Genomic DNA, 13,523 nt, shown 5'->3' with positions numbered 1-13,523 from the left:
GAGGATCCGAGAACCGCGCCGCCGTCGTCCCGGCCTTGAGCCGGGACCCAGAACCGAGACGGATCAAGATCAGAACGGGGAACGATCGATCTCTCGCTTTCGGCCGCGTCGGTTCTGGGTTCCGGCTCAAGGCCGGAACAAGGATCGCGCGCCCGTCCGGAAGAGGATCCGAGAACCGCGCCGCCATCGGCAGGCACGACGCGTCCGGCCGTCCCCGGAAACGCAAAAGGCGGGCCCCTTGGGGGCCCGCCTCTCCGGCACGCAAAACCTGATCCGGCGTTTGCGTGAGTTTTAGCGCTTCGAGAACTGGAAGCTGCGGCGAGCCTTGGCGCGGCCGTACTTCTTGCGCTCGACGACGCGGCTGTCGCGGGTGAGGAACCCGCCCTTCTTGAGGACGCCGCGCAGTTCCGGCTCGAAATAGGTCAGGGCCTTCGACAGGCCGTGGCGCACCGCGCCCGCCTGACCCGAGAGGCCGCCGCCCGCGACGGTGACGATGATGTCGTACTGGCCCGCGCGGTTGGCGACGCCGAGCGGCTGCTCGAGGATCATGCGCAGCACGGGCCGCGCGAAGTAGACCTCGAGGTCACGCTTGTTGATCGTGACCTTGCCCGAACCCGGACGGATCCAGACGCGCGCGACGGCGTTCTTGCGCTTGCCGGTCGCGTAGGCGCGGCCCTGGGCGTCGACCTTCTTGACGTGTTTCGGGGCTTCCTGGGTGGTCCCGAGGGCGCCGCCGAGCTCGCCGAGCGAGGAGATGTTCTCGGCCATGTTCAGGCGCTCCGCTTGTTCTTGCGGTTGAGGGCGCCGACGTCGAGAGAGGTCGGCTGCTGGGCCTCGTGCGGATGGCTCTCGCCCGCATAGACCTTGAGGTTTCCGAGCTGCTTGCGGCCAAGGGGCCCGCGCGGGAGCATGCGCTCCACGGCCTTCTCGATCACGCGCTCCGGGAAACGGCCGTCGAGGATCTGGTGCGCCTTGCGCTCCTTGATGCCGCCCGGATAGCCGGTGTGCCAGAAGTAGGACTTGTTATCGCGCTTGCGGCCCGTGAAGTGGACCTTGGACGCGTTGACCACGATCACGTTGTCGCCGTCGTCGACATGGGGCGTGAAGGAGGCGAGATGCTTGCCGCGAAGCCGCATGGCGATGAGCGAGGCGAGACGGCCGACCACGAGGCCCGACGCGTCGATCACGACCCACTTCTTCTCCACGTCGGCGGGCTTGGTCACGAAGGACCGGGCCGGCTCAGGTCGCATAGGAGGAACCCTTGGGATGAGACAAAAGAAATGCGCGGGAACCAGTCCCGCGCGACGGAGCGGTTGATACGCCAAGCCATTTGAATTGGCAAGGCACGCCGATCGCCAATTTCACAACGAAAACAATGGCTTATAATTTTGGTATTTTATTACCCCTCTCTAGGGGCCTGAAAAGCATGCGCGACGCCGGCCGTTTCACGCCCCCGCCTGCGAGAGACGGGTCCCACATGTCGCGCCCTACCCCTTGGGCGGAATCGAATAGGTGGCGGTCACATGCGCGATGACGTCGTCGCTTCCCGCCGACGTCAGCTCCGCCTCCCCCACGGCAAGCGTCCGGCCGATCTTGAGGTAGCGGCACTCCGCGACGACATCGGCGAGCGCCGGGCGGCGCAGGAAATTGATGTTGAGGCTGGTGGTGACGGCGAGCTTCACCGGGCCGATCGCGCCGAGCAGCGCGACGTAGAGCGCGACGTCGGCGAGCGCCATCATGGCCGGGCCAGAGACCGTGCCGCCCGGCCTCAGGTGCCGCTCGCTCACCAGCAGCCGCATGCGCGCCTCGCCATAGCCGATCGTCTCGATCTCGTAGGTCGGCCCGCCCTCCTGCATCTGGGGGAATTCGCGCGCGAGAAAGGCGTTGACCTCATCGAGGGAAAGGCGCGGCGCGCGATCCTCGGCAAGGCGTGGCTTTTGCGTCATGGTCGCGTCCATATTCCCCCGTCATAGTCCCGATTCGAGAATGCCCCGTCCGGGGCGCTACAATGTCCAAGCGGCCGATGAAGCCGCATCGAGGCTTGCGCGCAACCCCGCGCGGGAATCGCCCTTCCGGAGGTCTTCATGCTCATCGCCGCGGGCCGCACGTCGCGCGTCATGCTTCTAGCAGCCTTCGCCGCAAGCGCGGCGATCTGGGCTCCCCCGGCGTTCGCCCAGCAATCCGGCGCGCCCTCCCAGACCGAGTCCTCGGCGGGCGATCTCGAACCCAAGCAGGTGCCGCTCCAGGGCAAGCAGGTCGAGGCCTTCATCGCGGCCTGGCCGGAGTTCGAGGCGCTGCGCGAGAAGCTCGCGGCGGCCAACCCGCAGGCCAAGGAGCAGGACAAGAACCCGCAGAACCAGCCCGAGAGCGACGAGGCCGAGGTCGGCGAGGCCGAGGATCCGATCGGCGCGCTCGCGGCCTATCTCGACGACGCCAAGGCCAAGCCCCAGATCGAGGAGATCCTCAAGAAGCACGGCTTCGCGACCTATTCCGACTGGGCCGACGTCGCGCAGTCCGTTCTGCTCGCCTTCGGCGCGAGCGACCCGGACGGCGGCGGCGCCGACCTCGCGGCCGAGAAGAAGAAGGTGCAGGACGAGATCAATGGCGACGCCGCGCTCTCGGAGGACGAGAAGAAGTCGGCGCTCAAGGATCTCGACGAGCAGTTCGCGGCACTCGAGAGCTTCCAGCCGCTTCCGGGCAACGTCGACGCCGTGAAGCCCTATCTCGACAAGATCAAGGATCTGTTCGGCGACGACGAGACCGACCCCGGCAGCGGCCAGAAGCCGTAAGGCGGCCGACATGCCGGTCGCCGACGCCGACATCCGCGATCTCCTCGAAGGCGTCCGCACCATCGCGGTCGTCGGGGCGAGTCCCAAGGCCGATCGCCCGAGCTACGACGTCGCGCAGTTCCTCGCGCGGAGCGGCTATCACGTGTTCCCGGTCAATCCGGCGCATGGCGGCGGCGAGATCGCGGGCCTGCCCGCTTATGCGAGCCTCGCGGACATTCCGGAGCCGATCGACATGGTGGACGTGTTCCGCGCGTCCGAACATGTCGCCGCCGTGCTCGACGAGGCGCTCGCTCTGCCGACGCCGCCAAAGGTGTTCTGGACGCAGCTCGGCGTCGTCGACGCCGAGGCGGCTGTCCGCGCCGAGGCTGCGGGGCTCGCGGTCGTCATGGACCGCTGCCCGAAGATCGAGCTCCTCGGCGACCACTGACACAAAAAACGCCGCGCCCCCAAGGGAGCGCGGCGCCGCAGGCGTCCGGCCGAAGCCGATCACCTCATTTCCGAGGCCTTCTCGGCGCGCTCGGCCATCGCCATGTCGGTTTTGGTCGTGGCGCGGTTGGCGTAGCCGGACGTCATCGCGGCCTGGGTCGACTGCGGGCTCGTGTCGGCGGGCGCCGGACGCCCCTCCTCCTCGGCCTTGGCGGCGTCGATGTCCTTCTGGGTCGTGGCGGCGTTCGAATAGCCCGCCGGACAGGGCGTGCCCGGCTTGACTGTCATGTCTTCGGCGAGCGCCGGCGAAGCGACGGCGGCGGCGAGCGCAGCCGCGGCGAGCAAGGGCGTCTTGCGAACCATGGTGGGATCCTTCCGCATGAGGTGAGCGAGAGGCCGTTGCGCCTCCCGTCTGCCCGACCAATGTAGATCGCCGGCGATCGTTCCGCGCCTATCGCCTAAATTGCAGACATGCTCACAATACATGCATTCGCCTAAATCGCCGTCGCTCATTCGGCCGGCTGAGGGGCGCCGAGCGGCGCATGGACACGGTCGCGGCGGGCGGATTGGCTCAGAAGCGCGACGTTCGCGACCGCCACCGCCAGAACCACCACCGCGCCGAACTGGTGCGCAAGGCCGAGCGACACCGGCACCACCGCCACCAGCGTCGCGATTCCGAGCGCCGCCTGGGCGACGATTAGCCCCGCGAGCCAGACGGCGCGCGTCCGCGCGCGCCCGTCGATGTCGGGCCGCATGGCCGAGATCGCATAGGCGAGCGCCGCGGCGAGGAGGAGATAGGCGCCCAGCCGGTGGTTGAGCTGCACCAGCGCGACGTTGTCGACGAAGTTCTCCCACCACGGCGTCACGGCGAAGAGCGCCTCGCGCGAGGGCGCGAGGCCGCCGTCCATCAGCGGCCAGGTGTTGAAGCTGAAGCCCGCCTTCGAACCCGCCACGAGGCCGCCGAGCAGGATCTGGCCGAACGACAGGGCGAGCACGCCCCAGGCGCCGGCGCGAAGGCCCGGACCCGCGGCCGAGGCGTCGCGGCCGAGCCGCCCGAGATAGGCGAGGAACAGCACGAGCGTCGAGAAGAACAGCAGCGCGAAGCCGAGATGCAGCGTCAGCTTCACCGGCGCGACAGCGGTCATGCCGGGCTGGAGGCCCGACGCCACCATGATCCAGCCGATCGCGCCCTGCGTGCCGAGCAGCAGCCCCATGGCGAAGAGCACGAGACCCTCCTTCAGGCTGACGCGCCGGGTGACTGCGGCGAAGAACAGGCCGAAGGCGAACACGAAGCCGATCGCGCGGCCGAGCTGCCGGTGGCCCCACTCCCACCAGTAGATGAACTGGAACTCCCCAAGCGACATGCCGGCGTTGAGCAGCCGGTACTGCGGGCTCTCGCGATACTTGGCGAATTCCTCCGCCCAGGCCGCCTCGCCGAGCGGCGGGATCGCGCCCGTGATCGGCTTCCATTCGGTGATCGAGAGACCGGAGCCGGTCAGGCGGGTCGCGCCGCCGATCACGACCATCAGCGCGACGAGCGCGAGGGTCAGGAAGAGCCAGGCGGCCACGAAACGGCGCGGACTCTCTGTACGCTGTGCCAAAGGGCGCTCCTTCAAGCGGCGAAGGGTCGGGGCCTGCGCCTTGCAGGCGCGCCGCCGGCTGCTTTAAGTCGCTGTGTTGGCGCGCACAAGGCGGCGTCTCGACACGATGCCCGGAGCCGGCGATGCCCCCGCGTGCGAAGAAGTTGATCGGCGGGGTCGTCCTGGTGGTCGGCGTTTCGGTCTATGCGCTCATCGTCATGATGATCGGGCAGATCAAGCTCGCGCAGTCGGGCGCGGGCGCGCAGCTCGCCTTCTTCGCCTTTTTCGGCCTGATCTGGATCGTGCCCGCCGCGTTTTTGATCCGCTGGATGGAGCGGGTCGACCCGAAACGATGACGGGCTAGCGGCCCAGAACGCGCTTGGCCGCCGCCATCAGCGCGAAGGGCGCGCCCGACAGATAGGCGTCGACCGCGGCGCGGGTCTGGAAATGGCCGTTGAGCGAGACGCGCGGCAGCGCCGTCGGCGTCTGCGCATGCGCTTGCGTCAGGTGGCCCGGCCGCGTCGTGACGGCGCTGGCGAAGCCGAGCTCGGCCGCGAGCGCATATTCACGGTCGCCGGCGGCCGCGAGGTCTCCGACCGGATAGGCGAAATGCGCCGGCGCGGCGCCGAGCCGCTCGGCGATCGCCTGCCAGCTTCCCGCCATCTCGGCGCGGGCGGTCTCGGGCGGATGCGTCGCGAGCATCGGGTGCGAGACCGTGTGCGCGCCGATCTCGACGAGCGGGTCGGCGCCGACCTCGGCGAGCTCGTCCCAGCGCATGCAGAGATCGCGCGCGAAAGCCGAGGCGTCGACGCCCCCGGCCTCGGCGATCTTGAGCGTCTCGGCCCGCAGCCGCTCCTCCGGCCCCTGCCGAAGCGCTCGCAGGATGGTCTTGAACGCGTTCGCCTTTTCATCGACGGTCCGGCACGACACAGATTTCCGCCCGTCCCCGAGGTCGACCTCGACGCGATCGGCCCGCGCGAGGCCCGCCTCGAGCTCGAGCCACCACAGCCGCGCGTGGCCGTCGGCGAAGTCCGAGGCGATGTAGAGCGTGGCCGGCGCGCCGTGCCGGCGCAGGATCGGCAAGGCGTGATCCCGAACGTCCCGATAGCCGTCGTCGAAGGTCAGATGCAGGAAGGGGCGCGGCGAGACGCCCGCCCTCACCCGGCTCAGCGCCTCGTCGAGGGTCACGAAGTCGAAGCCTGCGTTTCGGGCGCGGGTCAGCGCCAGGTCGAGAAACGTCGGCTCGATCTCGAGATGTCGGTTGGGCGCGAAGGCCCCGCCCGAGAACGGGCGCACATGGTGCAGCGTCAGGATCACGCCCAGCCCACGGGCATGCTTGGCGAGCGCTTTGTTCGCGCCGAAGTGATCGAGCGCAGAAAACGCGATCCGGAACAAACTCGTGCGCGCGTCTGGCATTACCTCAGCACCTCGGCAGGCGTCTTCGCACGAGAACTTCGCTCGACAAGGTAAACGAAACTTCTCCAAACCGGCCTGAAACTGACGGTTGTCGTCGCTTCATTAAAACTTTGCTCGACTTTTACTCGTATGGCTTCATCGATTGTAGAACTTTGAGGGCTAAGACCGTCGTTCGAGACAACTGCCTCGAGCGCGAAAGCCACAGATGACGCCCGCCCGCTTCGGCAAGATCGCACGCTTCAACCGCGACGCCCGCGGCGTCACGATGGTGGAGTTCGGGCTGATCGCGCCGGTGCTCACCCTGATGATCATGGGCATCGTCGAGCTCGGGCTGATGATGGCGGGCCAGGCGGTGCTCGACAACGCCACGTTCGTCGCCTCGCGCATCGGCAAGACCGGCTACGAGACCAAGGACAAGAAGCAGGACAAGCAGATCGCCGAGGCGATCCAGAAGGCTGCGTCCTCCTACCTCGATCCCAACAAGATCATCGTCACGAGCACGGCCTATTCGGACTACGACTCGATGAAGCCCGAGCCGTTCACCGACACCAACAAGAACGGCGTCCGCGACGCCGGCGAGCCGTTCGTCGACGTCAACGGCAACGGCTCCTACGACACCAATGTCGGCTCGAGCGGCTACGGCGCCTCGGGCCAGGTCGTCCTCTACACCGCGACCTACAACTGGACGCTCTTCACCCCGATGATCGGTCGGCTGATCGGCAAGAACAACGTGGTGCCGCTTCAGGCCCGCGTCGTCGTCAAGAACGAGCCCTTCTGATGGCGCCCCTCGCCCTCCTCCGCGCCAAGCTCGCGCGTTTCCGCCGGTCCGAGACGGGCCTCGCCGCGCTCGAGACGGCGCTGTTCGCGCCCGTGCTCGGCCTGCTCCTGCTCGGCGGCTACGACGTCGCCCGCTTCGTGAGCATCCGCTCGAACGTCGACAAGGTCGGCTTTTCGGTCGCGGACGTGACCTCCCAGTATCGCGAGCTCACCAGCGCCGCCATGCGGCAGGTCTTCATGGTCACCGGCTCGAGCATGCCGAACTACACCTCCGGCACGAACGGCGTCACGATCCTCACCTCGGTCTATCTCGACAACAAGACGCCCAAGGTGAAGTGGCAGTGCTACTCGACCACCGGCACCGCCTGGACCAGCAAGATCGGCGTCGAGGGCAACACCGCCGCCGTGAACACGGCGCTGCTCGCCGACGCCAACGACAACCTGATGGTGTCGGAAGTCTACTACCGCTTCACGCCGGTTCTTTCGACGTTCTTCAAGAACGGCTTCATGATCTACACCTCTTCGATCTATCGCCCGCGTCTGGGCACGTTGACGACGAAGCCATGCTGACGATCACGCGCACCATCAGGCGGATCGTCCGCCTCGCTCGCCCGGCCGCCCGTTCCGAAGAGGGCGCGGTCGCCCCGCTCATGGGCCTCATGCTTCTCATGCTGATCGGATGCACCGGCATCGCGATCGACACCGGCCGCTCCATGGTGGTGAAAGCCCGCCTCGTCAGCGCGCTCGACGCCGCAGGGCTTGCGGTCGGCGCGCGCACGACGACGGTCGACTACACCGCCGACGCGCGGAAGTTCGTCGACGCGAACTTCAAGGCCAACTACGCGGCCGCGACCGTCAACACCGTGACCGCGACTCTAAGCGCTGACAAGTCGACGATCACGCTCGCAGCCAGCGCGACAATGCCGACGATCTTCATGAAGCTTTTCGGTTCCAACGAAGTGACCGTGAAAGCTTCAACCGAGATCACCCGCGCCTCGACAGGCCTCGAACTCGTGCTGGTGCTCGACAACACCGGCTCGATGGGCCAGAGCGGCAGCATGCCGTCGCTGAAGTCCGGCGCGAGTTCGCTGGTCGAGGGCCTGTTCACCAACAGCCCGACCGACGTCTTCATCGGCCTCGTGCCGTTCTCCCAGGCGGTCAGCATCGGGCCGAGCCTGACGACGGGCGCGGCCCTCAGCCTCCCGGCGACCTACGTCCAGGCCACCTCGCTCGTGAAGACGGGCTACACGACCTATTACACCGGCTGCCTCGAGGAGCGCACCGGCGGCCTCGACGTCACCGATGATCCGCCTGTGCTCCTTAACGCCAACAGCCTGTTCAAGGCCTATTACAGCCCGGACACCGCGACCAAGAAGGAAGTGAAGGCGAAGGATTCCGAGGCCCAGGTCAACGACTGGATCACGCCCACCTGGCTCGGCAACAACTACAACGTCTTCTACACGGGCTACGGCGTCGACGAGCAGCAGGGCCCGGCGGCCTACTGCCCGCAGGCGATGACGCCGATGACGAACAACAAGACCAAGCTTCTCACCGCCATCAACGCCATGACGGCCCAGGGCTCGACCTTCATCAACATCGGCGCGGTGTGGGGCTGGCGCATGCTGTCGCCGAACTGGCGCGGCTTCTGGGGCGGCGACATGCTGGCCAACAAGCAGCCGCTCGCCTACGGCACGAAGAACATGAGCAAGGTCGCGGTCATCATGACCGACGGCGAGAACAGCTTCACGCCGAAATACTACAGCGCCTACGGTTATCTGAGCGAGGGAAGGCTGGGCGAAACCAAGCGCTCGTTGGCCGAGAGCGAGCTCGACGACCGGCTCAAGAAGGTCTGCAACAGCATGAAGGCGAACGACATCACCGTGATGACCATCGCCTACGACAATCCGGACGCCTCGACCAAGTCGATGCTGCAGGCCTGCGCGACCAACACCAGCTACTATTTCGACGCCGGCAGCTCGAGCGAGCTGATCAAGTCCTTCGACCTGATCCGCGGCGCGCTGTCGAAGCTCCGGGTCAGCAAATGACGGGCGCGATGCTGTCGCAGGCGCAGGACCGCTCGATGCGGACGGCGACGTCCGCATCCGCGGCGCGCCAGAGCCTCGGCGGCGCTCAGCGAACCGAAGCTCCGGCCGGCAAAGCCGCCTCGGCGTCGGTCGCGACCGGCGGCGACGGCGCGCGCGCTTTCACCAGCGTCGAGATCCACCGCGACGTCGCCTCGGCTGCGGCCGACTGGTCGCGCCTGCTCGGGGACGCCCTCGCGGGACCCTATCAGAACCCGGACTTCATGGCCGCCTGGGCGCGCCACGCCGGCGCGGCGGAAGGCGCCTCGCCCCTGATCGCGATCGCCCGCGACGAGCGCGGCGAGCCCGTCGCTTTGCTGCCGCTGTGCGTCCGGCGCCGTTTCGGCGTGGCCACCGCGCGCTTCATCGGCGGCAGCCACGTCAACTACAATCTGGCGGTGATCCGCCGCGACCGGCTCGACGCCTTCGCGGGCGGCGAGGCCGAGCGGCTGCTCGTCGAGACGGCGCGCGAGGCCGGCGTCGACGCCTATCACCTCGTCAACCAGCCGCGGCTGTGGATGGGAACCCCCAATCCGCTCGCCTCGCTGCCGAGCCAGCCCTCCGCTGACGACGCCTATTGCGGGCCGCTGGCGCCCAGCCTCGAGGAGCATCTGCGCCTCTATGTTTCGGCGAAGTCCCGCTCCAACCAGCGCCGCAAGATGCGCCGGTTCGAAGAGCGCGGAGCGCCGAAGCTCTACCGCGCCGAGACCCCTGAGCAGCGCCGTCGCCTGCTCGACGCCTATTTCCGGCAGAAGGCGGAGCAGTTCGCCGCGCGCGGCGTCGACAACGTGTTCGAGCGCCCCGGCGTCTACGAGTTCCTGGCGCAGGCCGCCGGTCTCACGGGCGAAGCGGCGACCATCGACCTCTACGGCTTCGACATGGACGACGAGGTCGTGGCCGTGCATGGCGGCGTCGCCGACGGCTCGCGCTATTGCGGCATGTTCATCTCGATCACCAGCAGCGAGCACGCCAAATACAGCCCCGGCGAGATGCTGATGAACTTCGTCGTCGAGGAGCAGATCCGCCGCGGCCTGTCGAGCTTCGACCTCGGCGTCGGGGCCGCGACCTACAAGAAGATGTACTGCCCCGATCCGGAGCCGCTGTTCGATTCGATCTTCGGCGTGACCGCTAAGGGCCGGGCGGTCGCAGGCGCCGCCGCAGCCGCCGCGGCGCTCAAAGCCAGGATCAAGGCGACGCCCTGGGCTTACGGCCTCATCGGCAAGCTCCGAAAGGCCCGCGCGGGCCACAGGCCCGAAGTCGCCGGCCCGGCAGCCGACTAAGGATCCGTCTTACGACCGGTTTTCCAAGACCGGTCAGGCCGCGAGCCAGCGGCCCCGCGGGCGGTCGTCGTCGTTGGGCACCAGAAGCACCACGACGTCGTCGATGCCCGTCCGCTTGAGGCGCTCATGCGCCTCGACGGTCGTGGCGTCCGCCGCGCTCTTGTCCGACAGCAGCACGGCGGCGCCGCAGAACGGCGCGAAGGCGTCCGCGCCGCCGAGACCGCCGGGCGCCGCCACCATGACGAAGTCGTAGGTGAGGGCGAGCGCGTCGAGCACGATGTTGAGCCGCGCGGTCGCGTGGGCGTCGAGGCGCGTGAAGGCGTCCGAGCCCTGCGGCACGAGATGGACGCGCGATCCGTCGGTGCGGTGGATCGCCTGCGCGAAGGTCGCGTCGCCGAGCAGCAGGTCGGACAATCCCGGCGAACCGTCGGACTCCGAACCGCCCGAGGCGTCGATCAGCACCACGCGCCTGCCCTGCTCCGACACGGTCGAGGCGATCCGCGAGGCGACGCCGAAGACGTCGAGGCCCGGCCGCGCGCCTGCCGAAAGGATTCTGAGCGCGCCGTTGTCGGCAGGCGCCGAGGCGAGCTGGCGCGCAAGCGCCGCGACGAGGCTGGCGTCCGCGACCTCGATCGCCGCGGCCTCCGCCATCGCCGGCTGCGGCGCGACGGGCTGGGGCTTCGAAGGCTGAGATTTGACGGGCTGGGGCTTGACCGGCTGCGGTCTGGCGGCCTGGGGCTTCGCGGTCTCGGAGACGACAGGCGCGGGTTCGGCGGCAGGCGTCTGCGCGACCGCGGGCGATTCGTGCGCCGGCTCCCTTGCGGGGCGCGGCGCCGACATCGCGGTCAGGTCGGGCTGTCGCGCCGTGGTCGGCGCGGGCTTGGCCGCGGGCTTTTCGGCGGCGGGCTTGGAGATCGGCCCGCGCAACCGCCCGAACGCCGTCGTCGTCTCGCCGACGGCCGGCGGCGGCGTGGCGTCGCCGCTTTCGGGACGGCGAACCGGCGTCGAGAACAGCTCGGCGGCGGCGGCCGCGAACAGCGCCAGCACGAAGGCGCCGATCGTCGCGAGAAGGACGGTCGGGCCCTTCTTCGGGAAATAGGGCTCGGCCGCCGCAGCGCCGCGCGAGATCACGCGGGCGTCGGCGAGGAGGCCTTCGGGGTTCTCGCGCGCGCTCGTTTCGCGATAGCGGTTCAGCATCTGCTCGAGCAGCTCGCGCTGCGAGCGGGCGTCGCGCTCCATCGCGCGCAGCTGGACGTCCTGATTGTTGGCGCTCGCGGCGTCGCCCTTCATGCTTTCGAGCTGCTTCGTCAGCGCCGCGACCCGCGCGCCGGCGGTCTTGGCGTCGTTCTCGAAGGCGCGGGCGAGCTTCTCGGCTTCGGAACGGATCTGGCCGTCGAGGCCGTTCAGCTGCGCCGACAGCTCGCGCATGCGCGGATGCTGCGGCAGCAGCGTGCGGCCCTCGCTCGCGATCTGGGCGGCGAGTCGCGAGCGTTCCTGCGCAAGCGAGCGGATGAGCTCGGAATTGGCGATGTCGAGCGCCTCGGCCGGGCGGCCCTGCCGAAGCGTCGCGCGGATGTTGTCGGCCTTGGCCTGCGCGTCGTTCTGCTGGGAGCGGCTCGCCGAAAGCTGAACGGTCGTGTCGCCGAGCTGCTGAGCCGCGACGGTGGTGTTGTTGGTGCCGACCAGGAGGCCCGCCTTGGCGCGGAACTGCTCGACGCGCTCCTCGGCCTCGCCGACCTTGGCGCGCAGCGTCTCGATCTCGTCGGCGAGATACTGGCTCGTCTGCCGGTTCGTGGCGCGCTTGGCGTCGCGCTGGATGTCGAGATAGGCGTCCGCGAAACCGTTGACGACCCGCGCCGCGACGTCCGGGTTCTTGGCGGTGAACTCGACCCCGACCACGCGCGAGCCCGTGACCGGGTAGACGGTGAGATCCTGGACGACGTTGTCCACGACCTTCTCGTTGAAGGGCTGCGCGCTTTCGGCGCCGCCGAGGCCGAGCGCGCGCATCAGCCCGCCCACAAGGCCCGGACGGTCGGCGGCGAATTCGGGATTGGCCGCGAGGTCGAGCGACTTGACCACCTGGCGCGCGAGGTCGCGCGACTGCATCAGCTGGACCTGGCTCGCCACCGCCTGTTCGTCGGGAAGCGACTCGCGGTCGGTCGCCGAGCGCGGCGCGGCGATTTCGCGGTTCTCGATGAGAATCAGCGCGTTCGAACGGTAGTAGGGCGAGGAGAGCTGGACGAACGCCACCGCAGCGGCCGCGGCGAGCAGCGTCGGGAGGATGATCGCCATCCGCCGCCGCCAGATGCCGCGCCCAAGCGCGCGCAGGTCGACCTCGCCCCCGTCGGAGCGTTCGCCAATCCTGCCTTCAACGCTTGTTTCGGCCATGCCGAGCACCTCGAAGTCCGCGCGCTCGCGGGTTTCGTCAACGCTCACTTCACCATGTCATGGTTGCCGCACGGTTAATCGTCTTGAGGCTCGAAGTCGGCGCGGCAACCGATCGTTAACCCTGTTGGCGTAACGAACAATAAACCTTGTCGCCATTCGGGGGTCATCTTCATGCGGCCGCGCAGCGTCACCATCGGGCTGATCCTCGCCGCCGGTCTGGGCGGCTGCGCCGCGCCGAAGGCCGTGCCCCCGCCGCTCGCGGCGGAGTTCAACGAGCCCTACATGCTCGCCTCCGGCGATCGCCTGCGGGTCAACGTCTTCGGCCAGCAGAACCTCTCGAACACCTATGCGATCGAACCGGACGGCGCGATCGCGATGCCGCTGGTCGGGCGCATGAAGGTCGACGGCAAGACCTCCGACCAGGTCCGCGCAGGCATCGAGGCCAAGCTCAAGGCCGGCTTCCTGCGCGACCCCAACGTCTCGGTCGAGATCGAGTCCTACCGGCCGTTTTTCATTCTCGGCGAGGTCACGCAGGCCGGGCAGTATCCGTATGTCGCCGGCATGACCGCCCAGAGCGCCGTCGCGATCGCCAACGGCTTCAGCCCGCGCGCCGAGAAGGACCGGGTCGAGCTGACCCGCCGCAACGGCGACCGCGTGTTCAAGGCCGAGGTGCCCCTCACCTACCCGATCCGGCCGGGCGACACGATCACGGTTCAGGAGCGCTGGTTCTGAGCAGCGTCTCTTCCTGACACGGAAAACGTGTCGCATCCCGCCGACCGCCGCCTT

Annotated in this window: 15 protein-coding genes; 8 read left to right on the top strand and 7 right to left on the bottom strand. The window is 68.4% G+C overall.

Features of this window, described 5'->3' with window-relative positions; genetic code table 11:
• Positions 1-291 precede the first annotated feature (291 nt).
• From rpsI to ACFOWB_RS14960, 3 genes are all read right to left on the bottom strand, one after another.
• On the bottom strand, positions 292-768 hold the full coding sequence (gene rpsI, locus ACFOWB_RS14970; protein WP_261403002.1) for a 30S ribosomal protein S9: 477 nt from the start codon (positions 766-768) through the stop codon (positions 292-294).
• Positions 769-770: 2 nt separating this feature from the next.
• Entirely contained in the window at positions 771-1,250 is a 480-nt protein-coding gene (rplM, locus tag ACFOWB_RS14965; RefSeq protein ID WP_261403001.1) for a 50S ribosomal protein L13, read from the bottom strand.
• Between the two features lie 237 nt (positions 1,251-1,487).
• The gene (locus ACFOWB_RS14960; RefSeq protein WP_261403000.1) at positions 1,488-1,946 is read right to left on the bottom strand and encodes a PaaI family thioesterase; all 459 of its coding nucleotides are present in this window, start codon (positions 1,944-1,946) and stop codon (positions 1,488-1,490) included.
• A 138-nt stretch (positions 1,947-2,084) separates the two neighbouring features.
• Between ACFOWB_RS14960 and ACFOWB_RS14955 the strand changes: the two genes are divergently transcribed.
• Together ACFOWB_RS14955 and ACFOWB_RS14950 are read left to right on the top strand one after the other, a co-directional pair.
• A complete protein-coding gene (locus ACFOWB_RS14955) occupies positions 2,085-2,789 on the top strand; it encodes a hypothetical protein (protein ID WP_261402999.1) in 705 nt (234 codons plus the stop codon).
• Between the two features lie 10 nt (positions 2,790-2,799).
• Positions 2,800-3,216 (top strand): CoA-binding protein, encoded by a 417-nt coding sequence (locus ACFOWB_RS14950; RefSeq protein WP_261402998.1) that lies wholly within the window; start codon positions 2,800-2,802, stop codon positions 3,214-3,216.
• A 59-nt stretch (positions 3,217-3,275) separates the two neighbouring features.
• On the opposite strand, the gene ACFOWB_RS14945 is transcribed toward ACFOWB_RS14950, so the two are convergent.
• Positions 3,276-3,578 carry a hypothetical protein gene (locus ACFOWB_RS14945; RefSeq protein ID WP_261402997.1) on the bottom strand — a complete coding sequence of 101 codons (303 nt, stop codon included), beginning with the start codon at positions 3,576-3,578 and terminating at the stop codon, positions 3,276-3,278.
• 146 nt (positions 3,579-3,724) lie between these two features.
• Complete coding sequence (locus ACFOWB_RS14940) at positions 3,725-4,831, bottom strand: COX15/CtaA family protein (protein WP_261402996.1); 1,107 nt, start codon at positions 4,829-4,831, stop codon at positions 3,725-3,727.
• A 107-nt stretch (positions 4,832-4,938) separates the two neighbouring features.
• Between ACFOWB_RS14940 and ACFOWB_RS14935 the strand changes: the two genes are divergently transcribed.
• Positions 4,939-5,151, top strand: a complete 213-nt coding sequence (locus ACFOWB_RS14935; protein WP_261402995.1) for a DUF2842 domain-containing protein — start codon at positions 4,939-4,941, stop codon at positions 5,149-5,151.
• Positions 5,152-5,155: 4 nt separating this feature from the next.
• Here the strand turns inward: ACFOWB_RS14935 and ACFOWB_RS14930 are convergent, their stop codons facing one another.
• Positions 5,156-6,211 (bottom strand): polysaccharide deacetylase family protein, encoded by a 1,056-nt coding sequence (locus ACFOWB_RS14930; protein WP_261402994.1) that lies wholly within the window; start codon positions 6,209-6,211, stop codon positions 5,156-5,158.
• 205 nt (positions 6,212-6,416) lie between these two features.
• Here ACFOWB_RS14930 and ACFOWB_RS14925 point away from each other — a divergent pair, with 205 nt between their 5' ends.
• The 4 genes from ACFOWB_RS14925 to ACFOWB_RS14910 are packed head-to-tail and all read left to right on the top strand — an operon-like array spanning position 6,417 to position 10,349.
• Positions 6,417-6,989, top strand: coding sequence for a TadE/TadG family type IV pilus assembly protein (locus ACFOWB_RS14925; protein ID WP_261402993.1), 573 nt, complete (start codon positions 6,417-6,419; stop codon positions 6,987-6,989).
• Positions 6,989-7,558: a TadE/TadG family type IV pilus assembly protein gene (locus ACFOWB_RS14920; protein ID WP_261402992.1), complete on the top strand. Its 570-nt coding sequence runs from the start codon at positions 6,989-6,991 to the stop codon at positions 7,556-7,558. Before ACFOWB_RS14925 ends, ACFOWB_RS14920 begins: the two co-directional genes overlap by 1 nt.
• Positions 7,552-9,033 (top strand): pilus assembly protein, encoded by a 1,482-nt coding sequence (locus ACFOWB_RS14915; RefSeq protein ID WP_261402991.1) that lies wholly within the window; start codon positions 7,552-7,554, stop codon positions 9,031-9,033. The genes ACFOWB_RS14920 and ACFOWB_RS14915 overlap by 7 nt, the downstream gene beginning before the upstream one ends.
• The gene (locus ACFOWB_RS14910) at positions 9,030-10,349 is read left to right on the top strand and encodes a GNAT family N-acetyltransferase (protein WP_261402990.1); all 1,320 of its coding nucleotides are present in this window, start codon (positions 9,030-9,032) and stop codon (positions 10,347-10,349) included. The genes ACFOWB_RS14915 and ACFOWB_RS14910 overlap by 4 nt, the downstream gene beginning before the upstream one ends.
• Positions 10,350-10,382: 33 nt before the next feature.
• On the opposite strand, the gene ACFOWB_RS14905 is transcribed toward ACFOWB_RS14910, so the two are convergent.
• Entirely contained in the window at positions 10,383-12,785 is a 2,403-nt protein-coding gene (locus ACFOWB_RS14905; protein ID WP_261402989.1) for an exopolysaccharide transport family protein, read from the bottom strand.
• Positions 12,786-12,908: 123 nt separating this feature from the next.
• On the opposite strand from ACFOWB_RS14905, the gene ACFOWB_RS14900 reads away from it, so the two are divergent.
• On the top strand, positions 12,909-13,469 hold the full coding sequence (locus ACFOWB_RS14900) for a polysaccharide biosynthesis/export family protein (RefSeq protein WP_261402988.1): 561 nt from the start codon (positions 12,909-12,911) through the stop codon (positions 13,467-13,469).
• Positions 13,470-13,523 lie beyond the last annotated feature (54 nt).

This window comes from Chenggangzhangella methanolivorans, from assembly GCF_042648545.1.
Classification (GTDB): Bacteria; Pseudomonadota; Alphaproteobacteria; order Rhizobiales; family Methylopilaceae; genus Methylopila; species Methylopila methanolivorans.
The sequence above is the reverse complement of the archived record's forward strand: the minus strand, read 5'-3'. Positions and strand labels throughout refer to the sequence as shown.